Raw genomic sequence first — 26,436 nt, forward strand, 5'->3', positions numbered from 1 at the left:
CCGATGCGACAAACTCGCCATCTCCTACCAGGCCGCACTCCACCTCGCCGCCATCCTCATCTGGGCACGGCGATGACCAAAGAGACAGAACCTAGCCGCCGAGGTCCAGGTGGGGGAACTGGGCGAGGAACGGTTCGGCGGTGGCGGAGATGCCCCGCCCGAACGGCGCGTCGAAGTCCCAGATCAGGAAGAGCAGGAAGGCGATCAGGGCGCTGAACAGGCCGGCCAGCAGCATCTCGCGGAACGACCGCCTGATCTGCAGGGTGAAGATCAGCCCCACGGTCACCAGGGCGCCGACGATCAGCCCGAACCACACCACCCCCGGCATGGTGGCCCCGGCACTGGACCCGCGTGCGCTGCGGGCGTCGTCCACCACCGCGACCTGGTCGACCAACGGTTGGTAGGCCTGTCCCTCGTGATCGGTCTGCGGCTCGTAGTCGGTGACGTCCCGGCGGATACGTTCCAGCAACTCCCCGCCGTGCTCGTCGAGCTCGCCGTGGTCGGCCATCCGCTTCCACTCCGTGTCCACGACGTAGGTCACGTACGCGTCGACGTCGGAGCGGATCCTCTTGCGCACCTCGGCCGGGTAGACCTCGGAGCGGACACTGATCTCGTGCAGGGCCTGGGCCTCCTGGCGCACGTATTCCTGGGCGGCCCCGCGGCCCTCCCAGACGCCGGCGATCGCGAGGCCCAGCACGATCGCATAGATCACCCCGATCATCATCGTCATGTACTCGATGACGTCCGGGGTCTCGTTGGGATCGTCGTCGTCGCCGATCCTCCTGTGGTTGAAGAAGGCGATGGACAGCACCACGGCACAGGCCGCGGCCATCGCGATGGACAGGACGAGCCATTCCGACAAGATGACTCCCAATCGGTTACTGGTGGGGCGGAAGAAGCGCTAGCGCGGGCGCAGCGCGACGATCGCGAGCACCGCGGGAGCGGCGGTCATCAAGGTGAAAGTCACCGGCGAGATGTGGTGCTCGACGGGTTTGCGGGCCGCCGCGTGATACGCGGGTCGGGCCACCGGTTTCGGCGGTACGGGTTTCACCTCTGGGGCGGGTGGTGGCGGTGGGGCAGGTGGTGCCGGTGGTGGTGGCGCGGGAGCCTTGACCACGCGGGGCGCGGGAGGCGCCGGCTTCGGCGGGGGCGGCGCCGGCAGGACCGGCTTCGGTACGGGCTTCGGCGCCGGCTCGGGAGGCGGCGGGGGCTTCGGCGGCTCGGGTTTCGGGGGCGGTGGGGGCTGGGGCGGTGGCGGCGGGGGAGTGGGCACGGGTGGCGGCGTGGGCTTCGGCGGCGGCTTCGGCGGGCACGGTGGAGGGGGCGGCGGCGGTGGGCAGTGGGGGTGGCCGTGATGACCCCCGCCATGCCCGCCTCCACGACGTTTCCCGTGGTCGGAGCCCTGGTCGTCACCGTGATGTCCGCCACGCGGGCCGCGGCCGCGGTCGCTGCCACCGGCCACCGAGGCCTTCACCGAGGCCACCACGGTGGCGGCCGGTCCGTCGCCGGAGTCGGTCGTCGGGTAGGCGCGGCTATCAGCCACGGCCGGCGTGACGGACAAGGCCGCCCACAGCAGGACCGGGACTGCCAGCAGGCGCCTGGCGCAGGCTCTGTTCACCCCGGGAGCATGGGCCCGCGCGCGCCCGGGCACGCGAGGCTCGGCCCCGGTTCGCCTGAACGGGTGGAGTGCCGACCAGTAAGGTTTGAGCCACTCGGGGGTCGGTAGTGTGGTGACTCCGATCGACCCTCGGTCAATTCCCATAAGGGACTTGTCGGTATCGGTCATTCCCTCGCCCGGGGCGGCGGCGCCTTTGGTGTGTGACGAAGAACGGATCGCCAATTTCCGCTTTTGCTCGCCCTGTTGGGAAATGATCAGTACATTCGGCTCGGACAGGAGTCCGACCGCACACGGACGACCGCAGGACCAACGCTTGGAGACCCCGATGGAGCGCCCCGCCTGGGCCCCGCCAGGCATCGACATATCGGTGCCGAGCGTGTCCCGCATCTATGATTACTACCTGGGCGGGTCCCACAATTTCGAGGTCGACCGCCAGACCGCGCGCCGCGCCATGGAATTCATGCCGGGCCTGCCCAAGATCATGCAGGCCAACCGGGCATTCATGCGCCGCGCCGTCCGGCACGCCGTGGCCGAGGGCGTCACGCAGTTCCTCGACATCGGCTCCGGCATCCCCACCTTCGGCAATGTCCACGAGATCGCCCAGGCCGCCAGCCCGCAGGCGCGCGTCGTCTACGTCGACCACGACCCGGTGGCCGTCGCGCACAGCCGGGCCGTCCTCACCGGAGACGACCACAGCGACATCGTCGCCGCCGACCTGCGCAAGCCCAAGGAGATCCTGGCCGCCCCCGAGGTCGGCCGACTGCTCGACCTCGAACGCCCGGTCGCCCTGCTGCTCGTCGCCGTCCTGCACTTCCTGGAGGAGACGGACGACCCGTACGCCGCCGTCGCCGAACTGCGGGACGCGCTGGCCCCCGGCAGCCTGCTGATCCTCACGCACGCCTCGTACGAGGGTATTCCGCTCACGCAGGAAACCGCCGCCGGCACCGTGGGCGTCTACCGCGACATGCGCAACCCCCTCGTCATGCGTACCCAGGATCAGATCAGCGGCTTCTTCGATGGATTCGAGATGCTGGAGCCCGGCCTCGTCTCCATGCCCGACTGGCGGCCGGACCGGCCCGACGACGGCGAGGACGGCGAGACACCGGAGGACCCCTACGCCTTCTCGGGCTTCGGCGGCGTGGGACGCAAGGCGTGAGACTTCCGGCACAGACGGCGGGCTCGCCGAAGGTCGCCGCGGCGCCCACCGCGGCACCGGCCACCGGGTCTTCGGCGGCCCCGCACGGCGGCATCGAGGACCGGATCGCCCGCTTCGCCACCATCTGGGGTCGGGCGATCTTCCCGGTCACGGCGACCTCGCTGACCCGCCCCGAGTTCGAGCGGCACCTCGTACCCCTCACCCGGACGCTCACCACGGCCCTGCACGCCCGGCCCTTCGACGCCTCGGTCGCCCAGCAGGTGGGGGCGGAACTCGTCGCCGTGCACTGCACCGACCCCGAGGCCCTGGCCGGCACCCTCGGCGTGATCGAGTCGTACCTGGTGCTCTACTGCGGGCCGGACGGATCCGAGGGGTCCGGCGTGGAAGGCACCGAGGAGTACCGCTCCCGCTGCGCCCGGCTCCAGCACGCCATCGCGGCGGGATACGCCCGCGCGCTGCGCGAGCGCACCCTTCGGGAGCAGGAGGCCATCGCGCGCTCCGCGCTCACCGCGCGCAGCGACGCGCAGCAGGCCCTGCACGCGAGCGAGGAGCGCTTCCGGGCGGTCTTCGAGGGCGCGGCCGTGGGCATCGGCATCGCCGACCTCGACGGGAACGTCCTGGAGGTCAACGACACCCTGCTGCAGATGTTCGGCGGCCTGGAGGGACACGTCCGCAGCCGCAACGTCAGCGAGTGGGGACACCCCGACGACACCCCGCACGTGTGGCGGATGTACGGCGAGCTGGTGCGCGGCGAGCGCGAGAGCTACCGCGTGGAGAAGCCGTACTACCGGCACGACGGCACCGTGCTCTGGACCAACCTGACGGTGTCGCTGCTGCGCGACGCCGACGGCAAGCCGCAGTACCAGCTCGCCCTGATGGAGGACACCACCGAACGCCGGCTGCTGAATCTGCGCCTGCGCTACGAGGCCACCCACGACGCCCTGACCGGTCTGCCCAACCGGACGCTGTTCTTCGAGCGGCTGGAGAAGGCCCTCGCCGGGTCCGGAGGCGACCGCTACGGCCTGTGCTACCTCGACCTCGACGGATTCAAGGCGGTCAACGACAGCCTCGGGCACTCGGCGGGGGACCGGCTGCTGGTGGAGGTCGCCGACCGGCTGCAGAGCTGTGCGACCGGTCCCGGCGAGGTGGTCGCCCGGCTCGGCGGCGACGAGTTCGTCGCCCTGACCACCGGCTCCGACACCGAAGAGAAGGTGACCGAACTCGCGGTCCGCATCCTGACCGCCCTGTCCACGCCGATCCGACTGGAGGGCCGGGAGCTGACGGTCCGGGGCAGCATCGGCATCGTCGAGGGCCGGGCCAAGGAACGCACCCCGGCGGAGGTGCTGCGCAGCGCCGACATCACGATGTACCGGGCCAAGGCGGCCGGCGGCAACCGCTTCGAATTCGCCGACGCCGAGGCGGACGCCCGCGCGATCACCCGCCACGGTCTGACCAACGCCCTGCCCGCGGCATTGGAACGCGGCGAGTTCTTCATCGAGTACCAGCCGCTGGTCCACATGCGCGACGGCAGCGTCCACGGAGCCGAGGCGCTGGTGCGCTGGTCGCACCCGCAGTACGGGGTGCTCGGCCCGGACCGCTTCATCCCGCTCGCCGAACGGACCGGGCTCATCGTGCCGCTCGGCCGCTGGGTCCTGGAGGAGGCCGTCCGCCAGGCCCGTATCTGGCAGCGCGAGCACGGGGGCGCGGCCCTGCGGATCAACGTCAACCTCTCGCCGACCCAGCTGCACCACCCGGGCCTGGTCGCCGACACCGTGGCGGTGCTGGAGAAGTCCGGCCTCGCCCCGGGTGCGCTGTGCCTGGAGGTCACCGAGTCGGCCCTGATAGGGGCCGACGACGAACTCCTGGAACCGCTGCGCCGGCTCGCCGCCCTCGGTGTGGACATCGCCCTCGACGATTTCGGTACCGGCTACTCGAACCTGGCCAATCTGCGGCGCCTGCCGGTCAGCGTGCTGAAGCTCGACCGCTCCTTCACCCAGGGGATGCAGCAGCAGCCCGCCAACCCGGTTGACGTGAAGATCGTGGAGGGGATCGTCGCCCTGGCGCACAGCCTCGAACTCGCGGTCACCGTCGAGGGAGTGGAGACCGGAGCCCAGGCCGCCCAGCTGCGCGCCCTCGGCTGCGACACCGCGCAGGGCTGGTACTACGCCCGGCCCGGAGCCCCCGACCGCATCCACACCCTCTCCCTCTCGGACGCGGTGCCCACACCTTCCTGACCTCCGCCGGCGGGAGGCCGGTGCCGGTGCCCGGGCGGGAGGTGGCCCGGGCCGCTGCTGGTTCCGGCGCGCGCACCCCGTCATGCCAGGCCGACCTCCGTCCCGCGGCCGGGGGTCCGGACGGCTTCCACGACCCGCTCGTACCGTTCGGAGGTGTCGGCCAGGAGCCTCGCGGCCACCGGCAGCCGCTCCGCCTCGTAGGCGTCGAGCGCCGCGTCCGCGTCCGGCCCGGTGAGGGCGGCGGCGAGGGCCCGGCCGAGCGCCGCCGCGTCCTCGATGCCGGTGTTCATGCCGAGCCCGCCGGCTATGGGGTGCACGTGCGCGGCGTCCCCGGCGAGCAGGACCCTGCCCTCACGGATCCGCGTGGCCATCCGGACGTTGACCCGCCAGGAGGAGAGCCAGGTGGGGTCCTCCAGCCGGATGCCCGGCACCCCCGCGCACCGCTCGAAGATCCGCTGGAAGCTCTCCAGGGAGGGCGGCACCGGCTCGCCGTGCTCGTCCTGCTCGGGTGCGGCCTGCAGTTGGAAGGAGTCCGTCCCCGGCATCGGGCACAGGAGTATCCCTCCGCCCTCCGAGGTGAACCACTGGTGCCAGGCGTCCCGGCCGAGCCCCGGAGCCCTGACGTCTCCGACGACCATCGCGGGCTCCTTCTCCCCGTTCCCCTCGAAGGGGATGTCGAGCAGCTTGCGGGTGGTGCTGCGTCCGCCGTCGCACCCGGCGAGATAGCGGGCCGCGATCACGCTTCCGTCCGCCAGCTCGACGCGCACAGCCTCCTGGTCCTGGGTGATGCCGACGAGCTCCGCCCCGTACTCGACGTGCACGCCCAGTTCGCCGAGCCGGTCGCGCAGCGCCTCTTCGGTCTGCCACTGGCCGATCAGCAGGCCGGCGTCCGCCGGGGTGGGTGTGTCGTTGATGTGCTCGCCGTCGAAGTACTTGCGCAGGACCATCCCCGCGGTGCCGGTGGCGATCAGGGGTTCGGCCATGCCGAGCTCCTTGAAGATCGCGAGGCTGCTGGTCCGCAGCCCCTTGCCCCGGGACTCGCGGTGCGGTGCGGTGCGCCGCTCGATGACACGCACGGCGACTCCGCGCTGTGCGAGGGAGCAGGCGAGCGTCAGGCCGGTGGGGCCGGATCCCGCGATCAGTACGTCGGTCATCGAGTCGGTCTGTACGTCGGTCATCGGAGGTTCCTCTCCTCGTCGGTGCCTCAAGGAAAGCGGCTTCCGACAGAAAAAGCAACCCGGTTAAAAAAGTAACTTGGTCACGTATTCGTGCTACGCTCTGCGGTATGGAGAACACGACGGGTCTGCGCGAGAACAAGAAGCTCCGTACGCGCCACCGGCTGGCGGCCACGGCGCTGGAGCTCTTCCTGGAACGGGGCTTCGATGCCGTGTCGGTGGCGGATGTCGCCGCCGCGGCCGAGGTCTCCAAGCCCACCCTCTTCCGCTACTTCCCGAGCAAGGAGGACCTGCTGCTCGACCGGTTCGCCGACCACCAGGACGAGGCGGCCCGCGTGGTGCGCGAGCGGCCCGCCGGCAGCACCCCGGTGGGTGCGGTGCACGCGCACTTCCTGGCGGCCCTGGCCGAGCGGGACCCGATCACCGGGCTGTGCGACCATCCGAACGTGCTCGCCTTCATGGGGCTGCTCAACAGCACCGCCAGCCTGAAGAGCAGGCTGAACCACTACGCCGACCGCGAGGTGGAACTGCTCGCCGCCGAACTGGAGTCGGAGGCGGTGCCCCCGCTCGCCGCCCGCCTGGCGGCCACGCATCTGGTGGCGGTCCGTCACGAGTTGGGCCGGGAGAACTGGCTGCGGATCGTTTCCGGTCGAAGTGCCGACCAGGCCTACGCGGCCGCGGTGGCCGACGCCGACCAAGCCTTCGCGATGCTGGCGGAGGGTCTCGACAAGGCACTACCGGTAGCCCCTGCCCCGCCGATATCCCCCGCGGCCCCCTGACGGCCGCCGCGCCCGCAGGGGCCCGGTCGCGGCGGAGTCAGCCGAGCAGTATGCGCTTCAGTTCGCGGGCCGCGCGCGGCGGAGCCACGTCGGTGCGGTGGGCCAAGGCGATCGTGCGGCGCAGCGGGGATCCGGCCATCCGGGTCACCCGCAGGCCCGGACCGGCGCGGTCCACCACCATCGCCGGGACCACCGCGATACCGAGCCCCGCCCGGACGAAGCCCAGGAGTGCGTCCATCTCGCCGCCCTCCACGGTGAAGACCGGTTCGAAGCCCTCCGCCCGGCAGGCCGCCACCGTGAGCTCCCGCAGGTCGTAGCCGTGCCGGAACATCACCATCGGCTCGTCCCGCAGCCCCGCGATGGTCAGTTCGCCGCCCCCGCCCGGCGCGGGCCGGTCCGCCGAGGAGACCACGACGAGGTCTTCCGTCAGCAGCTCCACCGTGGTCAGGGCCGGGGCCGAAGGGGGCAGCGGCAGTGCGATCAGGGCCAGGTCCAAGGCCCCGCGCGCGAGTTCCCGTACGAGGTCGAGCGACCCGCTCTCCTCGATCAGCAGCTCGATTCCGGGATGCGCGTCGTGGAAGGCGCGTAGCACGTCCGGCAGCAGCCCCGTGCAGATGCTCGGTGTCGCGCCGAGTCGGACGCGTCCGCGCCGTAGCTGCGCCAGTTCCTGTACCTCCAGCCGCGCGGTGTCCGCGTCCGCCAGGATCCGCCGCGCCAGCGGCAGCAGCGCCTCTCCCGCGTCGGTGAGCGTGATGTTGCCCCGCGCCCGGCTGAACAGCTCGGCCCCGAGTTCCCGTTCGAGTGCCTTGATCTGCTGGGAGAGCGAGGGCTGCGCCACGTGCACGCGCTCCGCGGCCCGAGTGAAGTGCCGGGTCTCGGCGACGGCCACGAAGTACAGGAGCTGCTGGAACTGCATCTCCCCAGACTAGCGGGCTCGATAGCCGCAGCCTATCGATATCAGCTCAATCATGTCTTTGCCCTTTCGGGGGTCGCGTCCTTACCGTCGAAGACATGGCTCTGGCAACGCGGACGGATCGACGGCCGTCCACCGCACGCACGATCTGGGACTCCTCCGTCGGCAAGAAGTCCGTGATGGCCGTGTCCGGCCTGATCATGCTCGGCTACCTCGTCGTGCACATGCTCGGAAACCTCAAGATCTTCTTCGGGTCGGCCGAGTTCAACGGCTACGCCCACTGGCTGCGCACCCTCGGCTCGCCTTTCCTGCATCACGAGTGGGCCCTGTGGCTCGTCCGCGTGGGACTGCTCGCCGCCGTCGTCGCCCACGCCGTGTCCGCGTACCAGCTCAGCCGTCGAGACATCAAGGCCCGCCCGGTGAAGTACGCCCACAAGCGGCGCCGCGCGAGTTATGCCACGCGCACCATGCGCTGGGGCGGGATCATCCTCGGCCTGTTCATCGTCTGGCACCTGCTCGACCTCACCACGCTCACCGTCAACGAGCGCGCCTGGTCCGGCCACCCGTACGAGAACGTCCTGTCCACCTTCTCCACCTGGTACGGGAACACCATCTACATCGTGGCGATGGCCGCCCTCGGCCTGCACGTCCGCCACGGCTTCTGGAGCGCCGCGCAGACCCTCGGCGCGGGCAGCGCCCGACGCGAGCGGACGCTGAAGTTCCTGGCCAACGGCCTGGCCCTCGTCCTCTTCGCGGGCTTCGTCTCCGTCCCCGTCGCCGTCATGACCGGAGTGGTGAGCTGACATGAGCAACGCCTACGCCCGCTTCACCACCGGCGAGTCCCTCGCCGACAGCAAGGCCCCCGAAGGCCCGATCGCTGACCGCTGGGACCGCCGCCGCTTCGAGGCCAAGCTCGTCAACCCGGCCAACCGCCGCAAGCACACCATCATCGTCGTCGGCACCGGCCTGGCGGGCGGTGCCGCCGGCGCGACTCTCGCCGAACAGGGCTACCACGTGGTCCAGTTCTGCTTCAGCGATTCGCCGCGCCGCGCTCACTCCATCGCCGCCCAGGGCGGCATCAACGCCGCCAAGAACTACCGCAACGACGGCGACTCGGTGCACCGCCTCTTCTACGACACCGTCAAGGGCGGCGACTTCCGCGCCCGCGAGTCCAACGTTCACCGCCTCGCCCAGATCTCGGTGGAGATCATCGACCAGTGCGTGGCCCAGGGCGTCCCCTTCGCCCGCGAGTACGGCGGCCTCCTGGACACCCGCTCCTTCGGCGGTGTCCAGGTCTCCCGCACCTTCTACGCCCGAGGCCAGACCGGCCAGCAGCTCCTGCTCGGCGCCTACCAGGCACTCTCCCGGCAGATCGCCGCCGGCAACGTCGAGATGCACGCCCGCACCGAGATGCTCGACCTGATCGTCGTCGACGGAGTGGCCCGCGGCATCGTGGCCCGCGACCTGATCACCGGAGAGATCTCCACGTACTACGCCGACGCCGTGGTCCTGGCCAGCGGCGGCTACGGCAACGTCTTCTACCTCTCCACCAACGCCATGAACTCCAACGCGACCGCCGTCTGGCGGGCGCACCGGCGCGGCGCGTACTTCGCGAACCCCTGCTTCACCCAGATCCACCCCACCTGCATCCCGCGCACCGGCGACCACCAGTCCAAGCTCACCCTCATGAGCGAGTCCCTGCGCAACGACGGACGCATCTGGGTTCCCAAGGCCGAGGGCGACACCCGCGCCGCGGTCGACATCCCCGAGGCGGAGCGCGACTACTACCTGGAGCGGATCTACCCCTCCTTCGGCAACCTCGTGCCCCGCGACATCGCCTCCCGGGCCGCGAAGAACGTCTGCGACGAGGGCCGCGGCGTCGGCCCCGGCGGCCAGGGCGTCTACCTCGACTTCGCCGACGCCATCCGCCGCATGGGCCGCGACAAGGTCGCCGAGAAGTACGGCAACCTCTTCGACATGTACGAGCGGATCACCGCCGAGAACCCGTACGAGGTCCCCATGCGGATCTACCCCGCCGTGCACTACACGATGGGCGGCCTGTGGGTCGACTACGACCTGCAGACCACCGTCCCCGGCCTCTTCGCCATCGGCGAGGCCAACTTCTCCGACCACGGGGCCAACCGCCTCGGCGCCTCCGCCCTGATGCAGGGTCTCGCCGACGGCTACTTCGTGCTCCCCTCCACGATCAACGACTACCTCGCCCGCCACCCCCACCGGAGCGCCGTCGACGACGCCCACCCCGAAGCGGTGGCCGCCGTACGCGAGACCCGCGAGCGACTCACGAAGCTCCTCGCCGTCGACGGCGACCGCACCCCCGACTCCTTCCACCGAGAGATCGGCGAACTCATGTGGGAGTACTGCGGAATGGCCCGCAACGCGGAGGGGCTGCGCAAGGCGCTCGACCGGATCCCCGAGATCCGCGAGGAGTTCTGGCGTCGGATCAAGGTCCCGGGCAGCGGCGAGGAGTTCAACCAGTCGCTGGAGAAGGCCAACCGCATCGTCGACTACCTCGAACTCGCCGAGCTCATGTGCCTCGACGCGCTCGCCCGCGCCGAATCCTGCGGCGGCCACTTCCGGGAGGAGTCCCAGACCCCCGACGGTGAGGCGGCCCGCCAGGACGAGGCCTTCTCCTATGCCGCGGCCTGGGAGTTCACCACCACCGGGGCCGCCCCCGTCCTGCACAAGGAAGACCTCGTCTTCGAGTACGTCCACCCCACCCAGCGGAGCTACGCATGAAGCTCACCCTGCGCGTCTGGCGCCAGCGCGGCGCCGACGACCCCGGCCACATGGTCTCCTACGAGGTCGACGGCATCTCGAAGGACATGTCCTTCCTGGAGATGCTCGACACCCTCAACGAGGACCTCATCCTGCGCGGTGAGGACCCGGTCGCCTTCGACCACGACTGCCGCGAGGGCATCTGCGGCGCCTGCAGCCTCGTCATCAACGGCGACGCCCACGGCCCGGAACGCACCACCACCTGCCAGCTCCACATGCGGTCCTTCGCCGACGGCGACACCATCGACGTCGAGCCCTGGCGGGCCGCTGCCTTCCCGGTGGTCAAGGACCTCGTCGTCGACCGCGGCGCCTTCGACCGGATCATCCAGGCCGGCGGCTACATCACCGCCCCCACCGGCGCCGCACCCGAGGCGCACGCCACCGCCGTGCCCAAGGCCGACGCCGACTTCGCCTTCGAGCACGCCGAGTGCATCGGCTGCGGCGCGTGCGTGGCGGCCTGCCCCAACGGCTCCGCGATGCTCTTCACCTCGGCCAAGGTCAACCACCTGAACGTCCTCCCGCAGGGCTCTCCGGAACGCGAGACCCGCGTGCTGGACATGGTGGCCCGGATGGACGAGGAGGGCTTCGGCGGCTGCACCCTGACCGGCGAGTGCGCCACGGCCTGCCCGAAGGGCATCCCGCTGCCGTCGATCGCCGCGATGAACAAGGAGTGGCTGCGGGCGGTGCGCAAGGGCCCCCGCTGACCGGCGGACGCCGCGCTTCGGCCGTCCCCGTCGGGGCGCGTTCCGTGGGCGCCGTCACGGTGGTGAGTCGCCCGCCGCGCGGTGCGCCCGGGCGACCTGTGCCACGTCGCCCAGCCGGTCCAGTCCGTGCACGGCCCGGGACATCCGCGGATTGCCCTCCAGCTGCGACCGGTGCCGGTCGAGGAAGGCCCAGTAGCCGACGGTGTAGGGGCAGGCGCGTTCGCCGGTGCGGTCGGTGGGCCGGTACCTGCAGCCCCCGCACAGGTCGCTCATCCGGTGGATGTAGGCGCCGCCCGAGGTGTACGGCTTGGTGGTCATCAGGCCGCCGTCCGCGTACTGGGACATGCCCACCACGTTGGGAAGCATCACCCAGTCGTAGCCGTCCACGAAGCACCGGTGGAACCAGTCGGTCACCTGCGTCGGCTCCCAGCCCCGTTGCAGGGCATGACTGCCGAGGACCATCAGGCGGGGGATGTGGTGTGTCCACCCCGTGTCCCGGACCTGAGCCAGCACGGTGGACAGGCAGCGGGCCGCGGGCGCGTCCGCATCCAGCTCCGCGAACCACGTGGGCACGGACGCGGTGTGGCGCAGGTCGTTGCGGTGGCGGTAGTCCTCGCCGAGGTGCCAGTACAGGCCCCATACGTACTCGCGCCACCCGCACACCTGCCGGATGAAACCCTCGGCGCTGTTGAGGGGCACGTGTCCGGCCCGCCAGGCCTCCTCGGCCCGGCTCACGCATTCCCCGGGGTCGAGGAGCCCGAGGTTGAGGGAGGAGGACAGCAGGCTGTGACTCATCACGGGGTCCCCGGCCAGCATGGCGTCCTCGTACGTGCCGAAGCCGGCCAGGCGGTGCGTGACGAAGTGGTCGAGCGCGGCCAGTGCCTCGCGGCGGCTCGCCGGGAACAGCCGTGGGCCGTCGCGGCCCACGAAGGTGATCCCTTCCTCGCGTTCCCAGCGGTCCAGGTCCCGCCGGACTCCTTCGTCGATCTCGTCCTCGCGGGGCCGGTACGGGGGCGGCGCGCCGAGGGTGTCCCGGCCGCGTGGCGGAGGTTCGCGGTTGTCGTGGTCCAGATTCCAGCGGCCGCCCGCCGGCCGGTCGCCGTCCATCAGGATGTCGTGGGCACGCCGGATGTGTTCGTAGAGGTTCTCCTGGAGCAGCCGGCTGCCCCTCTGCCGCGCGGTCCAGTCCGCGAACTCCCGGTGGCTCAAGAGGAACCCGCGGGCCGGGTGGACCGTTACCTGCGGCAGCGAGGACACGAGGGCGAGAGCGGCGCGGGAGGTCGGGTGGTGCACGGAAACGGGTGCGTCACCCACGGCCCCTTCGAGACCCTCCCGGTAGGTCTCCGCCGCGACGTACCGCGCGCTCGCCCCGAGATCCGCCGCCCGGTGGCGCATGGCGCTGAGGACCAGATGGGCCTTGGCCCGGTGGAATCGGCGACGTCGGAACACGGACCGCGACTCGATCAGCAGCCACCGGGTGTCGCGCGGTGTCCCGCCGCCGGCGGTCGCCGTGAAATGCGGGCCGAGCTGGTCGCCGAACAGCCAGTGGACTGGACTCATGCCCGCATCCAACCAACTCGGCACCGGCCGGCGGCGCCCGACTCGACCGCCCACACAATTCGAACGTCCCTGCCATACATCTCCCCGGCGCGCATCGCGCCGGGGACCGCCGCAGCCGCCGAGGCGGCGGACCTCCCGCCCCGGCCCGCGACGCCGGCCGGCGTCGGCGACGCCCGTGGTCACCCGCCCCGGACGGTCCCCAGGGCCCGCGCCAGGTACGGAGCCGTACGGCTGCCCGCCGCGGAGGCCACCTGCGACGGCGTACCCGCGGCGACCACCCGGCCGCCCGCGGTGCCGCCGCCCGGGCCCAGGTCGATGACCCAGTCCGCGCCCGCGACCACCGCCATGTCGTGCTCCACGACCACCACCGAGTGCCCGGCGTCCACCAGCCCGTGCAACTGCCGCAGCAGCACCCGCACATCGGCCGGATGCAGCCCGGTCGTCGGCTCGTCCAGCAGGTACAGGGTGTGGTCCCGGCGCAGCCGCTGCAGTTCCGTCGCCAGCTTGATCCGCTGTGCCTCGCCGCCCGACAGCTCGGTGGCCGGCTGCCCCAGCCGTAGGTAGCCCAGCCCGATGTCCTCCAGAGCCCGCAGACTGCGCGCCGCCGCCGGCACCTGCGCGAAGAACGCGGCCGCCGACTCCACCGTCAGGCCCAGCACCTCCGCGATGTTCAGGCCCTCGTGGCGGACCTTCAGGGTCTCGGCGTTGTACCGGGCCCCCGCGCACTCGGGGCACGGGGCGTACGTACTCGGCAGGAACATCAGCTCCACCGAGACGAAGCCCTCGCCCTGGCAGGTCTCGCACCGGCCGCCCGGCACGTTGAAGGAGAACCGGCCCGCCTTCCAGCCGCGCGCCCGCGCCTGCGGGGACGCCGTGAACAGCTTGCGCACCACGTCGAACAGCCCGGTGTACGTGGCCAGGTTGGACCGAGGCGTCCGGCCGATCGGCTTCTGGTCCACCTCCACCAGCCGCCGCACCGGGAAGTCCGCCTCCGCCAGCCGTTCGCCGACCTCCCGGGCCAGCACCTGCCCCACCAGCGTGGACTTGCCCGACCCCGACACCCCGGTCACGGCCGTGAACACCCCGAGCGGGAACTCCGCCTCCACCTCGCGCAGGTTGTGCCGGTCCACCCCGCTCAACCGGATCGCCCCGGTCGCCGGGCGCACCGGCCCGGGCGCACCGGCCGGCTCCCGCGCCGCGAACAGGTGCCGGGCCGTCGCCGACCCCGCCACCGAGGCCAGGTCCCGCGGCGGCCCGCTGTACAGCACCTGCCCGCCGTGCTCCCCGGCCAGCGGACCCACGTCCACCAGCCAGTCCGCGTGCCCCACCACATCGAGATGGTGTTCCACGACGAAGACCGTGTTCCCGGCCGCCTTCAGCCGGTCCAGTACGCCCAGCAGCGCCTCGGTGTCGGCCGGATGCAGCCCCGCCGACGGCTCGTCCAGGACGTACACGACCCCGAAGAGCCCCGACCGCAGCTGCGTCGCCAGCCGCAGCCGCTGCAGCTCGCCCGCGGACAGGGTCGGCGCGGTCCGGTCCAGGCTCAGATAGCCGAGCCCCAGCTCCGTGACCGGCCCGATCCGCGAGCGCAGGTCCTCGGCCAGCACCCGCGCCGCCTCCCCGGCCGACGGCGCGGAGGCCGGTACCGAGGCCGGTACCGAGGCCGGTACGGAAGCCAGTACGGCGTCCAGGTCGGTCAGCGCCAGCGCCGCCAGCTCCGCGATGGTCCGCCCGGCGAAGGTCACGGCGAGGGCCTCGGGGCGCAGCCGCCGTCCCTCGCACACCGGACACGGCGAGTCGGCGAGGAACTTCTCGGCGCGGGCGCGAAGGGTGGCGCTCTTGCTGTCGGCGAAGGTTCGCATGACATAGCGGTGGGCGCTCATGTACGTGCCCTGGTAGGGCCGTTGGATCCGCTCGGCCTCCCGCACCGGGTGCACGGTCACCACCGGCTGCTCCTCGGTGAACAGGATCCACTCACGGTCCTTCGCGGGCAGCTCCCGCCAAGGCCGGTCCACGTCATGGCCGAGCGTGTCGAGGATGTCCCGCAGGTTCTTGCCCTGCCAGGCGCCCGGCCAGGCGGCGATGGCACCCTGACGGATCGACAGCTCCGGGTCGGGGACCAGCAGCTCCTCGCTGGTGCGGTGGATCCGACCGAGCCCGTGGCAGGAAGGGCAGGCCCCGGCCGCGGTGTTGGGCGAGAAGGCGTCGGAGTCCAGGCGCTGCGCCCCCGGCGGGTAGCTCCCGGCCCGGGAGAAGAGCATCCGCAGGGAGTTGGAGAGCAGGGTCACCGTGCCGACCGAGGAGCGCGAGCCGGGCGAGGAGCGCCGCTGCTCCAGCGAGACGGCCGGCGGCAGCCCGGTGACGGAGTCCACCTTCGGCGCGCCGATCTGGTGGATCAGACGCCGGGCGTACGGGGCCACGGACTCGAAGTACCGGCGCTGGGCCTCGGCGTAGAGCGTGCCGAAGGCCAGCGAGCTCTTGCCGGAGCCGGAGACCCCGGTGAACACGGTCAGCGCGTCACGCGGGATGTCCACGTCGACGCCGCGCAGATTGTGTTCCCGGGCGCCCCGGACCCGTACGTAGGGGTCGAGGGGCGTGGGGGGAGGGACGGGGGTACCGGCGGCCTGGTGCATTCGTCCCATTTTAAAGGCTCGGGTTCACAGGCCCGCGATCCGGGCCAGCCGCGCAGAGGAGTCCAGCAGCGCCGCGCGGTCGTACGTGGAGGTGGTGACCAGCAGTTCGTCCGCGCCGGTCCGTTCCCAGACCTCGGCCAGTTCCGCGGCGACCCGCTCCTCCGTGCCGTGGATGTGGCCGGCCAGGGCGCCCTCGTAGAGCTCGCGCTCCTTCGCGGTCATCTCCAGCCCCTCGATCTCCTCGGCCGGGCGCAGCGGCGGGAAGCTGCCGCGGGTACGGGAGTGCGCGAGGGCCCAGGCCTCCGGGACCAGGATGCGGCGGGCCTCCTCCGGGGTGGCGGCGACCGCCACCGTCCCGGAGACCACGACGTACGGCTGCGCGCCCGGGGCGGAGGGCCGGAACTCCTTGCGGTACGCCTCGACGATCCCGCTCACCCGGTCGCGGGCCCGCAGGTCGCCCACCACCAGCGGCAGCCCGGCCCGGGCGGCGATCCCGGCGCCTTCGCCGGTGGCCAGGACGTAGGTCGGGATGCGCAGCCCTTCGGCGGGGTGGGCGTGCACCTCGGGGTGGGCCCGCTGGGTGCCGTCGAGCCAGCCCAGGAGCTCGGCCAGCTGCTCCTCGAAGCGGTCGGCGTCCCCGGTGTCGCGGCCCAGCGCCCGCCGGATGCCGCCGGTGAAGCCGACCGAACGGCCGAGGCCCATGTCGATCCGGCCGGGGAACAGGGCCTCCAGGACCCCGAACTGCTCGGCCACCACCATCGGCTGGTGGTTGGGCAGCATGACCCCGCCCGTGCCGACCCGGATCCGGTGCGTGGCACCGGCGACGGCGGCCGCCAGTACCGTCGGCGCCGATCCCGCGACACCGGGCACGCTGTGGTGCTCCGAGACCCAGAAGCGGTGGTAGCCGAGCTCCTCGGCGGTCCGGGCCAGCTCCACGGTGTCGCGCAGGGCCTGCGGGGCCGGGTGGCCCTGGCGGGTGCGCGACCGGTCGAGTATCGAGAGTTTTCGGATCACACAGGACTCAACGCCCGGCGGCCGTGAGGATTCCCCGGACGGCTCTCCTACGCTGGCGGCATGAGTGAGCACACGACCCGGCCGCTGGCCGTCTTCGATCTCGACAACACCCTGGCGGACACCGACCATCGCCAGCACTTCCTGGAGCGCCGGCCCCGGGACTGGAGCGGTTTCTTCGCCGCTGCTCCGGCCGATCCGCCGCTCGTGCGCGGGGTGGCGCTGGCGGTGGAGAGCGCTGACGACTGCGAGGTGGTGTACCTGACCGGGCGGCCCGAGCGCTGCCGCGCGGACACGCTCGACTGGCTCGCCCGCCATGAACTGCCCGAGGGACGGCTGTTCATGCGCGGCGACCAGGACCGGCGGCCGGCCCGCACCACCAAGTTGGAAGTGTTGCGGCGGATCTCCCGGGGCCGGGAGGTGCGGATGCTCGTCGACGACGACGAACTCGTCTGTCAGGCCGCGCGCGCCGCCGGATTCCGGGTGGTGCTCGCGGATTGGGCGGCGGACGCGCCGGAGCTGGAGTCCGCCCAGGAGGTCGACGGCCGGACCTGATCGGGGGAGCCGGGCCGGGCCACGGGGACCGGTGGGGTCCGCGGGTCCCACGGCCCGTAGGTTCCGGGAGGTCCGTGATGCGGACGGGCTCGGGATCGGGCTCGGGATCGGGCCCCGGGCCTTGGGGTCCGGGGTCCGCGGGCGTCGATCCGGGGCTCAGTCCTCACCGTCGAGGCGGAAGCCGACCTTGAGCCCCACCTGGTAGTGGGCGATCTCCCCGTTCTCGATGTGGCCGCGTACCTGAACCACCTCGAACCAGTCCAGATTCCGTACGGTCTGGCCCGCCCGGGCGATCCCGTTGCGGATGGCCTGATCGATGCCCTCGTGGGAGGTGCCGACGATCTCGGTCACCCGGTACGTGTGATTGGACATGGAGGTCTCCCGACAGTGGGTGGCTTTTGCCTGGTTCTACGGTGCCCCAGTAAGTCCGGGTCCGCGAACTTTGGGCGAACAGTCCCGAGCGAAAGGCCCTTGACCGGCCTATTGGTCTATGCCAATTTCGAGCCATCTGAGTCCGAGCCCAGAAGGTGGCCCTCTTGAAGATGCGATTCCTCGCCGTGTGCACAGCCCTCGTGGCCGCGACCGCCCTCACGGGCTGCGGCCGGTCGGCCGACCCGGCCGACGGGTCGCGGAAGGTGACGCTCTGGCTGATGAAAGGCAGCGCCTCGGAGGACTTCATCGGCAAGTTCACCGCGGCGTTCGAGACGGAACACCCGGGCATCGACCTGGACGTCAGGATCCAGGAGTGGACGGGCATCGGTGACAAGGTCGACGCCGTCCTCGACGGCACGAGCAAGGAGAGCGCCGACGTCATCGAGGTCGGCAACACCCAGGTCGCCCGGTACATCGAGACCGGCGGCCTCGAAGAGCTCACCCTCGAAGGCCTGCGCGAATGGGGCAGCAAGGACTGGCTCAAGGGCCTCGCCGAACCGGGAACCATCAACGGCGCCCAGTACGGGGTTCCCTGGTACGCCGCCAATCGGGTGGTCATCTACCACAAGGACCTCTTCGCGACCGCCGGGATCAAGACCCCGCCCCGGAACCGCCAGGAGTGGATCCAGGCCACCCAGAAGCTCGACAAGGGCGACCAGCAGGGCATCTACCTCGCGGGCCAGAACTGGTACGTCCTCGCCGGCTTCATCTGGGACGAGGGCGGCGAACTGGCCGTCGAGACCAACGGCAAGTGGGTCGGGGCCCTCGACGACGACAAGGCTCTGGCCGGCATGGACTTCTACAAGCAGCTCCAGGCCCTCGGTGACGGCCCCAAGGACGCCGACGAGGAGACGCCGCCGCAGTCCCAGGTCTTCGCACGCGGCCAGGTCGCCCAGATCATCGCCCCGCCCGGCCAGGCCGCCGAGATCGAGGCGGCCAACCCGGCCCTGAAGGGCAAGCTCGGCTTCTTCCCGATCCCCGGCAAGACCTCCGACAAGGCGGGTGCCGTCTTCACCGGCGGCTCCGACCTGATCATCCCGGCGCGGACCGGACAGCGGAAGGGCGCCGTGGACGTGATCACGGCCCTCGTCAGCGAGAAGTGGCAGACCGAACTCGCCCGGACGATGAGCTACGTGCCCAACAAGACCACCCTCGCCCATGTCGTCGACGGGAACGAGGGCGCGGCCAACATGGCTCCCGGCGCCGCGCAGGGCCGGGCCACCCCGACCTCCGCCCGCTGGGCCGAGGTCGAGGCGAAGAACCCGATCAAACCCTTCATGACCGCCGTACTCACGGGCCGGGACGCCAAGCAGGCCGCCAAGGCTGCCTCCGCGGAGATCGGCAAGGTGCTCAGCTCCGACCGCTGAGCCGCCGCCGAGCCGCCGCCGAAACGGGGGTACCGCCGAGTTCAGCGTCCGCACATCCGAGGGCCGCTGAGCGGTCATGTCGAATCCAGCCGGTCACGGAAGAAGTAAAGGAGCCAGGCCACGCACCTGCGGGTCTGGCCCTACGTGCCCGGATCAGGAGCCGCCATGACCATCGCACCCCTGTCCCCGTCCCCCCTCCCCGCCTCGGCGCCGGCCCCCGCAACCGCGACCGCAACCGCGACCACGCCCGCGCCCGCCACCCGCCTCACCCCCGTCAGGGCGCACGTCGCGGCGCCCGCCGCGCCGTCCGAAGGACCGCGCTACGCCGTCCGCCTCGCCCGTGACGAGGACGAGGTGCGCGCCGCCCAGCGCCTGCGCCACCAGGTCTTCGCCGGCGAGCTCGGCGCCCGCCTGGACGGGCCCGAGCCCGGCCTCGACGCCGACGCCTTCGACGCCTACTGCGACCACCTCCTCGTCATCGACGAGGAGACCGAGCAGGTCGTCGGCACCTACCGGCTGCTGCCCCCGGAGCGCGCCGCCGTCGCCGGCCGGCTCTACTCCGAGGGGGAGTTCGACCTCTCGGCCCTCGCCCCCATCCGCCCCGACCTCGTCGAGGTAGGTCGCTCCTGCGTCCACCCCGACCACCGCAACGGCGCAGTCATCGCCCTCATCTGGGCCGGCCTCGCCCACTACATGGACCGCACCGGGCACAACTGGCTCGCCGGCTGCTGCTCGATCCCGCTCGCCGACGGCGGGGTCCTGGCCGCCGCCACCCGGGAGACCGCCCTGACCCGCAGCCTCGCCCCCGAGGAGTACCGGGTCACCCCCCACCTCCCCTGGAGCCCTGAGGGCATCGCCTTCCCCGACCGCATGGAGCTGCCCCCGCTGCTGCGCGGCTACCTCCGCCTCGGCGCCTGGGTGTGCGGAGAGCCCGCCCTCGACGCCGAGTTCGGCTGCGCCGACCTGTACGTGCTGCTCTCCCTGCGCCGGACCAACCCGCGCTACCTGAAGCACTTCCGCTCGCTCGTCCCGGGCGCATGAGCGTCTGGCTGCCCACCTCGCCGTGCACCCCCGAGGCCTGCGCCGGCCACGAGGGGGACACCGCGAGCGTGCCCCGGGCGGTGCTCAGGCTCGCCGCCGCCGTCGCCCTGATCCTGCTGGGGATCCTGGGCGCCCCGCCGGTCCGGCTGCTGCCGGCCGGTCCCCGGCACGCGGTGGTACGGGCCTGGTCGGCCGCGCTGGTGCGGGCCTTCGGGATACGGATCACCGTCCACGGCAGCCCGGGGCCGGGCGGCGGCCGGCTCCTGGTCGCCAACCACATCTCCTGGCTGGACATCCCGCTGGTGGCCGCCGCACTGCCCTGCCGGATGCTGGCCAAGAGCGACATCCGGGCCTGGCCGGTGCTCGGGCGCCTCGCCGGACAGGCCGGCACCCTGTTCATCGAGCGCGACCGGATCCGCGCCCTGCCCGCCACCGTTACGGCGGTCACCCGGGCGCTGCTGGCCGGGGATCGGGTCACCGTCTTCCCCGAGGGCTCCACCTGGTGCGGGCGCGCCCAGGGCACCTTCCGCAGGGCCGCCTTCCAGGCCGCCCTGGACGCGCGGGTCCCCGTACAGCCCCTGCGCCTCACGTATCTGCGGTGCGACGGGCAGCCGGCCGGGGCGCCCGCCTTCGTCGGCGACGACCCGCTGACCGCCTCGCTGTGGCGGATCGCCCGGGCCCGCGGGGTGCGGGCCGAGGTCAGGTTGCTGCCGCGGATCCCGCCGGGCCGGTACGCGCACCGGCGGGACCTCGCGGCGGCGGCTCAGCGGGCGGTCGCCGGATCCGCGGCCACAGCCGCGATCACCACCCCGCTGAACCCGCTACCGGGCATACCCGCTCAGCCGGGCACACCGTCGGCCACCGACAGGGACAGCGCGAACCGGCCCGCCGCGTCCGTCCACCACTGGGTCAGCTCCAGCCCGGCCGCGGCGAGCTCCTTGCGCACGCCCTCCTGACGGAACTTCGCGGAGACCTCCGTCAGGATCTCCTCACCCGCCGCGAACGGGACCACCAGATCCAGTGCCCGGATCTTCACCACCAGGTCCGAGCGGGCCCGCAGCCGCATCTCGATCCACTCCTGCTCCTTGTTCCACACCGCCACGTGCTCGAAGTCGGCCGTGTGGAAGTCCGCCCCCAGTTCCCGGTTGATGACCACCAGCACGTTCTTGTCGAACTCGGCGGTCACCCCCCGCGCGTCGTCGTACGCCGCCACCAGCACGGCCTCGTCCTTCACCAGGTCCGTCCCCATCAGCAGCGCGTCCCCGGGCGAGAGCATCGCCCGGACGGACGCCAGGAACACCGCCCGCTCCGGCGGCAGCAGATTCCCGATCGTGCCGCCCAGGAACACCACCAGCCGGGGCCCGGGGGAGTCCGGCAACCGCAGCGCCCGCGTGAAGTCGGCCAGCAGGGCGTGCACCCGCAGCCCCGGATGCTCCGCCAGCAGGGTCTCGGCCGCCCCCCGCAGCGCGCTCTCGCTCACGTCCACCGGCACGTACGTGTCCAGCGCGGGCATCGCCTCGATGAGGTGCCGGGTCTTCTCCGAGGACCCGGAACCCAGTTCCACCAGGGTGCGGGCGCCGCTCTCGCCGGCGATCTCCCGCGCCCGCTCCAGCAGGATCTCCCGCTCCGCGCGCGTCGGGTAGTACTCGGACAAGCGGGTGATCTCCTCGAAGAGCTCACTGCCCCGCGCGTCGTAGAACCACTTGGGCGGCAGCACCTTCGGAGAGTGGGTCAGCCCGTGCAGCACGTCCTTGCGCAGCGCCGTCTCCGCGGCGTGCTCGTCGAGTGTCCGGGTCAACTGAAAGTCGTTCACGGGGAGTTCTCCTTGAGCGGGGTCAGTTCGACCCTTGTGCGGGTGGCGGTCAGCAGGGTCCGGTCGGGCGCCTCGCGCCACCGGGTGTCGTCGTCGTACGGCTCGGAGGCCACCACGGTGCGCCGCCGCTCCGCGTCGGCCAGGTACCAGAGCGAATCGCCCCAGGCCGTCGCGGCGATCGTGACGCCGTCCGTGAGCAACAGGTTCAACCGGGAGCCGGGAGCGGCCGAGGCCAGCTCCCGTACGGGCTCGGCGAGCGCCGTGCCCAGGTCGTCCCCGGCCCGCAGCCGATGCAGGACCAGCGCCCAGATCAGCGCCGAGTCCGTGCGCGCGGCCAACCGGAGCAGCGATGCCGGCGGCAGCCCGGCAGCGAGCGGGGCGGCGGACTCCGGCCAGCCGCGCACCGCGCCGTTGTGGCTGAACAGCCACGGCCCGTCCGCGAACGGAGCGGCCGCAGCCTCCCCGTCGGCCCCGGGATCCGTGGCGTCGCGAACGGCGGCCAGCACGGCTCGGCTCCGGACCACCCGGGCGAGATCGGTGAAGGTCAGGTCGCCCCAAACGGGCCCGGAGCGCCGGTACCGGGCGGGAACCGGGTCGCCGTCCGCGTACCAACCGACGCCGAATCCGTCGGCGTTGACCGTCCCGAACCGCTGGCATCGCGGCTCCCAGGACTGGCGGACCAGCGAGTGCTCCGGCTCGCTCAGCAGCTCCCCGAGGGCCATTTCCGGTCCCAGGTAGGCGAGATGACGGCACATCAGAGATCCCTCGCGGTCCGGAAGCCGGCGAAGATCTGGCGTCGCACCGGAAGGTCCCAGTTGCGGAAGGTGCCCCGGCAGGCCACCGGGTCCACGGCGAAGGAGCCGCCGCGCAGCACCTTGTGCTCGGGGCCGAAGAACACCTCCGAGTACTCCCGGTAAGGGAAGGGCCGGAAGCCCGGGTACGGCAGGAAGTCGGAGGAGGTCCACTCCCACACGTCGCCGATCAGCTGACGCACCCCGAGCGGGGAGGCCCCGGCCGGGTAACTGCCCGCCCGCGCCGGGCGCAGGTGCCGCTGCCCGAGGTTGGCGTGGGCGGGGGTCGGGTCGGCGTCGCCCCACGGGTAGCGGGTGGAACGGCCCGTCGCCGGATCGTACCGGGCGGCCTTCTCCCATTCCGTCTCGGTGGGCAGCCGCCGTCCCGCCCAGCGGGCGTAGGCGTCCGCCTCGTACCAGCTGACGTGCAGAACCGGTTCCTCGTCCGGCACCGGCTCGATCACCCCGAAGCGGCGGCGCAGCCACTGGCCGGCCTCCTGGTGCCAGAACAACGGCGCTTCGATGGAGTGCTCGCGGATCTGCTCCCAGCCCGGCGCCGCCCACCAGCGCGGATCGCGGTAGCCGCCGTCGGCGATGAACGCCAGGTACGCGGCGTTCGTCACCGGAACGGTGTCGATCCAGAACGGCGCGGTGTCCCGCACGTGCGACGGACGCTCGTTGTCCAGCGACCAAGGCTCGGCGGAGGTGCCCATGGTGAACGGGCCACCGGGGACGAGGACCTCGGCGGCGAGCGACGGATCGTAGGGGCCGTCCGGATCCGGGGCGGTCAGCACGGGAGCGCCCCGCCGGAGCTGATGGGTGATCAGCATGGTCTCGTCGTGCTGCTGCTCGTGCTGGGCGATCATCCCGAAGGCGAAGCCGTCGTCCAGGAGCGTGCTGCCCTCCAGCGGCGTGCTCTCCAGCAGGTCGAAGACCCGGCCGCGCACCTCGGACGCGTACCGGCGGGCCTCGGCGGGCCCGAGCAACGGCAGCTTGGGCCGTTCGGCGCGGGGGTGCTGGAAGGCGTCGTAGAGGGGCTCGATCTCGGGGCGCATCGACTCGCGTCCGGCGACGCGTCGGAGCAGCCAGAGCTCCTCCTGGTTGCCGATGTGCGCCAGGTCCCAGACCAGCGGCGACATGAGCGGGGAATGCTGGGCGACGAGCTCCTCGTCGGTCACGGCGTCGGTGAGGCCGGCGGTGCGTATGCGCGCCGCGGTCAGGGCGGCGGCCGCCCGCTCCCGCAGCCGGGAGGCGGACTCGGGGGCGGCGGGTGAGCCGGTGGTCATCGGCGGGCCTCTTTTCCGGTGAGCACCTGCGTGGATGCGTCGTCGGCCGGACATCGGCCGCGCAGTACATGGCGTTCGGCGAAGGCACCGACCGTGTCCCGGACGTGCGTGCTCGCGCCGAGCCGGGGCAGCGCCTCCATGGCCGCTCGGAAACAGGCCTTCGCGGACGCCCGCAGCTCCGGATCGGCCAGAGCGTCCCTGGCCGCCGACCGCCAGAGCGGATTGCGGGGCGCGGGCCGCGTGCCGTAGGAGTCGGCCAGCCCCTTGGCCACCCGGTACGCGGTCTCGGTGGCTTCCGGATCGTCGAACAGCGCGTGCACGACGGCCACCGGGACCAGCCAGCCGTCGTCGCCGGGCTGCGCGTCGATCATCCGCAGTTCCAGGTGACCGCGCGGCCGCACCGGTGGGAAGAGCGTGGTCAGGTGGTAGTCGAGGTCCTCGGCGGTGGGTGCTCGCAGCCCGGCGTCCCCGCCCGTGCGCAGCCAGTCACGGAAGGTCGTCCCGGGCGGGGCCTCCCACGAACCGTCGCCCTCGTAGGACCGGACGCACATCACCTCGGTGTCCAGGGCCTGCCGGGTCCAGGCGGCACGGGGTTCCGCGTCCAGCGGTGGGGCGAGCGCGCGCCGGGTGTCCAGGTCGCTCCAGATTCCCTGGCGGGCGCAGCGCCAGCCGGCGTACGGGCCCTCGTGCGCGGGGGAGTTGGCGAAGGCGGCCACCAGGACCGCGCCCAGCAGGTGGGCGAGGCGCCAGCGCCGGCCGTGGCCGAGCATGCCGGGCTCCTCGTACCCGGCGTCCACACAGACCTGCACGGAGGCGGAGGCGCACATCATCGCGCGTCCGGCCGGTCCGGTCCGGTCGAAGTAGGCCTCCATCGCGTCGTAGCGCGGGCTGTTCAGCAGCCGGCGGTACGGGAGGCGAGGATCGCGGCCGAGGCCCCGTAGGACCAGGCCCTGCGCCAGCAGGGCGGCGCGTACGGCGGTGAGGTCGGCCTGCAGGTCGTCCACGCAGCCCGTGAGGGAGGTGGCGGGGGCCGAGCTGAGTTCGAGCTGGCCGCCGGGTTCGACGGTCACCCGGGAGTGCAGGGGAAGTGCCCGGGCCGCGGCGTGGGCGGCCCGTAGTCGCTCAGGAGGCACCGGCTGCTCGGGACGCTCGGCGTCCAGGACCAGCCATTCCAGCTCGGCACCGAGGAAACGGGGCGGGCCGGTCTTGAAGCAGATGCCGTGGATCAGATCCTCGGCCTGCGTCTCGCTGATCGAGGGCACGGGGGTCGGGCCGGGCGCGGGTGGGGGAGCGGTTGAGTCCTGGGACATACCGGGTCCTCGTCTCCTGTCGTCGGTCGTGACATCACCCGTGCCTACCCCTCCTCGGGGCACAAATTCCTTTGCCGCCGGGAATCGCAGTACGGAGGATGGCGGCGTGAGCAGCAGATTGCGCGAGATCGCGCGGGAGAACGCGGAGATCCTGGCGGCCGGGGGGTACCGGACGCGGTCGGGACGGCAGGTTCCGCTGGCCGCCGCCCTGGCGGAAGCCAAGGCCGGAACCAGGATATATGGACCAAACCGAGTCATTCCAGATGAAAGACTCCCTTCCGGTGGCGGTGCGACCGTCGTCGAGGTCACGGGCGAGAGCAGCACGGTCGCCGCCCGTAGGCTCGCGACCCCCACCCCGGACCGGACGGATCCCTGTCCCGTCGCGGTCCTGAACTTCGCCTCGGCCCGTAACCCCGGGGGTGGGTACGTCCGCGGGGCCAAGGCCCAGGAGGAGGCGCTGTGCCGTGCCTCGGCCCTGTACGAGACCCTGCTCGAAGCCCCGGAGTACTACGAGATCCACCGTGCGGAGCGCAGCACCTTCTACACCGACCGGGTGATTCACTCGCCCGGGGTCCCGGTTTTCCGCGCCGACCGCGGCGAGCTGCTGGAGACCCCGTTCCGGGTCGGCTTCCTCACCTCACCTGCGCCGAACGCGGGCACGATCCGCCGGCAGGAGCCGGAGCGGACCGCCGAGATCCCGGTGGCACTGGCGCGGCGCGCCGAGCTCGTACTGGAGGTGGCGGCGCTCCACGGCTACCGGCGGCTGGTGCTGGGTGCGTGGGGCTGCGGGGTGTTCCGGAACGACCCGGCGCAGGTCGCCGAAGCCTTCCGGAGCCTGCTCGCGGACCGGTTCGCCGGAGTCTTCGAACGGGTCGTCTTCGCCGTCCTCGACCGCGACCCCACCACCCGCGAGGCATTCGCCCGGGCCTTCCCGGACCCGTCCTGCGGTGCGGCTTCGTGATCCAAGCGAGGAGCCGCCGTCGGTAGCGGCCGCGTCCGGCGGTGGCCCGGCGGTGTCGGCGCCGGTCCGACCCGCGTCACCGCACCCGGGCGGTCTCGGCGAGAGCCTGCTCGCGCCGGTCGGGGTCCGTGAAGCGGCCGTCGCGGCGGCACTCGTCGGCCGGCCGGCCGGCAGGCAACCCACCCCGGCTCCCGGGCACCTCACCGAACACCTGACCGCGCGCCCTGTCTCCGGCGGTGCCACGGTCGTGGGGTGGGGCGTCGGCCAACGACGCACATCGACCGCCGATCCGGCGATCCGA

General features: G+C 72.2%; 22 protein-coding genes. 11 read left to right on the forward strand and 11 right to left on the reverse strand.

The features are described from left to right. Positions 1-91 precede the first annotated feature (91 nt). Positions 92-862: a bestrophin-like domain gene (locus BCL76_RS30210; protein ID WP_109782540.1), complete on the reverse strand. Its 771-nt coding sequence runs from the start codon at positions 860-862 to the stop codon at positions 92-94. 1,081 nt (positions 863-1,943) lie between these two features. Between BCL76_RS30210 and BCL76_RS30220 the strand changes: the two genes are divergently transcribed. Together BCL76_RS30220 and BCL76_RS30225 are read left to right on the forward strand one after the other, a co-directional pair. Further along, positions 1,944-2,774 carry an SAM-dependent methyltransferase gene (locus BCL76_RS30220; protein WP_109782730.1) on the forward strand — a complete coding sequence of 277 codons (831 nt, stop codon included), beginning with the start codon at positions 1,944-1,946 and terminating at the stop codon, positions 2,772-2,774. Continuing rightward, a complete protein-coding gene (locus BCL76_RS30225; RefSeq protein ID WP_375137981.1) occupies positions 2,771-5,008 on the forward strand; it encodes a putative bifunctional diguanylate cyclase/phosphodiesterase in 2,238 nt (745 codons plus the stop codon). Before BCL76_RS30220 ends, BCL76_RS30225 begins: the two co-directional genes overlap by 4 nt. An 80-nt stretch (positions 5,009-5,088) precedes the next feature. Here BCL76_RS30225 and BCL76_RS30230 read toward each other — a convergent pair whose 3' ends face one another. Continuing rightward, complete coding sequence (locus BCL76_RS30230; protein ID WP_258309981.1) at positions 5,089-6,186, reverse strand: FAD-dependent monooxygenase; 1,098 nt, start codon at positions 6,184-6,186, stop codon at positions 5,089-5,091. A 107-nt stretch (positions 6,187-6,293) separates the two neighbouring features. Here BCL76_RS30230 and BCL76_RS30235 point away from each other — a divergent pair, with 107 nt between their 5' ends. Beyond that, a complete protein-coding gene (locus BCL76_RS30235; protein WP_109782541.1) occupies positions 6,294-6,962 on the forward strand; it encodes a TetR/AcrR family transcriptional regulator in 669 nt (222 codons plus the stop codon). 37 nt (positions 6,963-6,999) lie between these two features. Here BCL76_RS30235 and BCL76_RS30240 read toward each other — a convergent pair whose 3' ends face one another. Next, positions 7,000-7,878: a LysR family transcriptional regulator gene (locus BCL76_RS30240; protein ID WP_109782542.1), complete on the reverse strand. Its 879-nt coding sequence runs from the start codon at positions 7,876-7,878 to the stop codon at positions 7,000-7,002. Between the two features lie 95 nt (positions 7,879-7,973). Between BCL76_RS30240 and BCL76_RS30245 the strand changes: the two genes are divergently transcribed. Genes BCL76_RS30245 through BCL76_RS30255 form a run of 3 tightly spaced genes read left to right on the forward strand, consistent with a single transcriptional unit; the run spans position 7,974 to position 11,375 of the window. Beyond that, on the forward strand, positions 7,974-8,678 hold the full coding sequence (locus tag BCL76_RS30245; RefSeq protein WP_109782543.1) for a succinate dehydrogenase: 705 nt from the start codon (positions 7,974-7,976) through the stop codon (positions 8,676-8,678). Position 8,679: 1 nt separating this feature from the next. Continuing rightward, complete coding sequence (locus BCL76_RS30250) at positions 8,680-10,632, forward strand: fumarate reductase/succinate dehydrogenase flavoprotein subunit (protein WP_109782544.1); 1,953 nt, start codon at positions 8,680-8,682, stop codon at positions 10,630-10,632. Further along, on the forward strand, positions 10,629-11,375 hold the full coding sequence (locus tag BCL76_RS30255) for a succinate dehydrogenase/fumarate reductase iron-sulfur subunit (RefSeq protein ID WP_109782545.1): 747 nt from the start codon (positions 10,629-10,631) through the stop codon (positions 11,373-11,375). The genes BCL76_RS30250 and BCL76_RS30255 overlap by 4 nt, the downstream gene beginning before the upstream one ends. Before the next feature lie 54 nt (positions 11,376-11,429). Here BCL76_RS30255 and BCL76_RS30260 read toward each other — a convergent pair whose 3' ends face one another. From BCL76_RS30260 to BCL76_RS30270, 3 genes are all read right to left on the reverse strand, one after another. Further along, positions 11,430-12,935, reverse strand: coding sequence for a cryptochrome/photolyase family protein (locus BCL76_RS30260; RefSeq protein WP_109782546.1), 1,506 nt, complete (start codon positions 12,933-12,935; stop codon positions 11,430-11,432). Positions 12,936-13,114: 179 nt separating this feature from the next. Continuing rightward, positions 13,115-15,568 carry an excinuclease ABC subunit UvrA gene (locus BCL76_RS30265; protein WP_109782547.1) on the reverse strand — a complete coding sequence of 818 codons (2,454 nt, stop codon included), beginning with the start codon at positions 15,566-15,568 and terminating at the stop codon, positions 13,115-13,117. Between the two features lie 24 nt (positions 15,569-15,592). Next, the gene (locus tag BCL76_RS30270) at positions 15,593-16,582 is read right to left on the reverse strand and encodes an LLM class flavin-dependent oxidoreductase (RefSeq protein ID WP_258309982.1); all 990 of its coding nucleotides are present in this window, start codon (positions 16,580-16,582) and stop codon (positions 15,593-15,595) included. A 60-nt stretch (positions 16,583-16,642) separates the two neighbouring features. On the opposite strand from BCL76_RS30270, the gene BCL76_RS30275 reads away from it, so the two are divergent. Further along, positions 16,643-17,134 carry a phosphatase domain-containing protein gene (locus BCL76_RS30275; RefSeq protein WP_109782549.1) on the forward strand — a complete coding sequence of 164 codons (492 nt, stop codon included), beginning with the start codon at positions 16,643-16,645 and terminating at the stop codon, positions 17,132-17,134. A 156-nt stretch (positions 17,135-17,290) separates the two neighbouring features. Here BCL76_RS30275 and BCL76_RS30280 read toward each other — a convergent pair whose 3' ends face one another. Then, positions 17,291-17,506, reverse strand: a complete 216-nt coding sequence (locus BCL76_RS30280) for a dodecin (protein WP_030012846.1) — start codon at positions 17,504-17,506, stop codon at positions 17,291-17,293. Between the two features lie 164 nt (positions 17,507-17,670). Between BCL76_RS30280 and BCL76_RS30285 the strand changes: the two genes are divergently transcribed. From BCL76_RS30285 to BCL76_RS30295, 3 genes are all read left to right on the forward strand, one after another. Next, complete coding sequence (locus tag BCL76_RS30285) at positions 17,671-18,933, forward strand: extracellular solute-binding protein (RefSeq protein WP_375137982.1); 1,263 nt, start codon at positions 17,671-17,673, stop codon at positions 18,931-18,933. Positions 18,934-19,098: 165 nt separating this feature from the next. Further along, positions 19,099-19,974: a GNAT family N-acetyltransferase gene (locus BCL76_RS30290; RefSeq protein ID WP_109782550.1), complete on the forward strand. Its 876-nt coding sequence runs from the start codon at positions 19,099-19,101 to the stop codon at positions 19,972-19,974. Further along, positions 19,971-20,930: a lysophospholipid acyltransferase family protein gene (locus BCL76_RS30295; protein WP_146228444.1), complete on the forward strand. Its 960-nt coding sequence runs from the start codon at positions 19,971-19,973 to the stop codon at positions 20,928-20,930. Before BCL76_RS30290 ends, BCL76_RS30295 begins: the two co-directional genes overlap by 4 nt. Here BCL76_RS30295 and egtD read toward each other — a convergent pair. The 4 genes from egtD to egtA are packed head-to-tail and all read right to left on the reverse strand — an operon-like array spanning position 20,813 to position 25,174. Further along, a complete protein-coding gene (gene egtD / locus BCL76_RS30300) occupies positions 20,813-21,787 on the reverse strand; it encodes an L-histidine N(alpha)-methyltransferase (RefSeq protein ID WP_109782551.1) in 975 nt (324 codons plus the stop codon). The genes BCL76_RS30295 and egtD overlap by 118 nt on opposite strands. After that, positions 21,784-22,542 (reverse strand): ergothioneine biosynthesis protein EgtC, encoded by a 759-nt coding sequence (gene egtC, locus BCL76_RS30305; RefSeq protein WP_109782552.1) that lies wholly within the window; start codon positions 22,540-22,542, stop codon positions 21,784-21,786. The genes egtD and egtC overlap by 4 nt, the downstream gene beginning before the upstream one ends. Continuing rightward, complete coding sequence (gene egtB, locus BCL76_RS30310; RefSeq protein ID WP_109782553.1) at positions 22,542-23,864, reverse strand: ergothioneine biosynthesis protein EgtB; 1,323 nt, start codon at positions 23,862-23,864, stop codon at positions 22,542-22,544. Before egtB ends, egtC begins: the two co-directional genes overlap by 1 nt. After that, positions 23,861-25,174 carry an ergothioneine biosynthesis glutamate--cysteine ligase EgtA gene (gene egtA / locus BCL76_RS30315; RefSeq protein ID WP_109782554.1) on the reverse strand — a complete coding sequence of 438 codons (1,314 nt, stop codon included), beginning with the start codon at positions 25,172-25,174 and terminating at the stop codon, positions 23,861-23,863. The genes egtB and egtA overlap by 4 nt, the downstream gene beginning before the upstream one ends. A 106-nt stretch (positions 25,175-25,280) precedes the next feature. Between egtA and BCL76_RS30320 the strand changes: the two genes are divergently transcribed. Continuing rightward, complete coding sequence (locus BCL76_RS30320; RefSeq protein WP_109782555.1) at positions 25,281-26,135, forward strand: TIGR02452 family protein; 855 nt, start codon at positions 25,281-25,283, stop codon at positions 26,133-26,135. Positions 26,136-26,436: the final 301 nt, after the last annotated feature.

Source organism: Streptomyces sp. CG 926 (assembly GCF_003148825.1).
GTDB lineage: Bacteria > Actinomycetota > Actinomycetes > Streptomycetales > Streptomycetaceae > Streptomyces.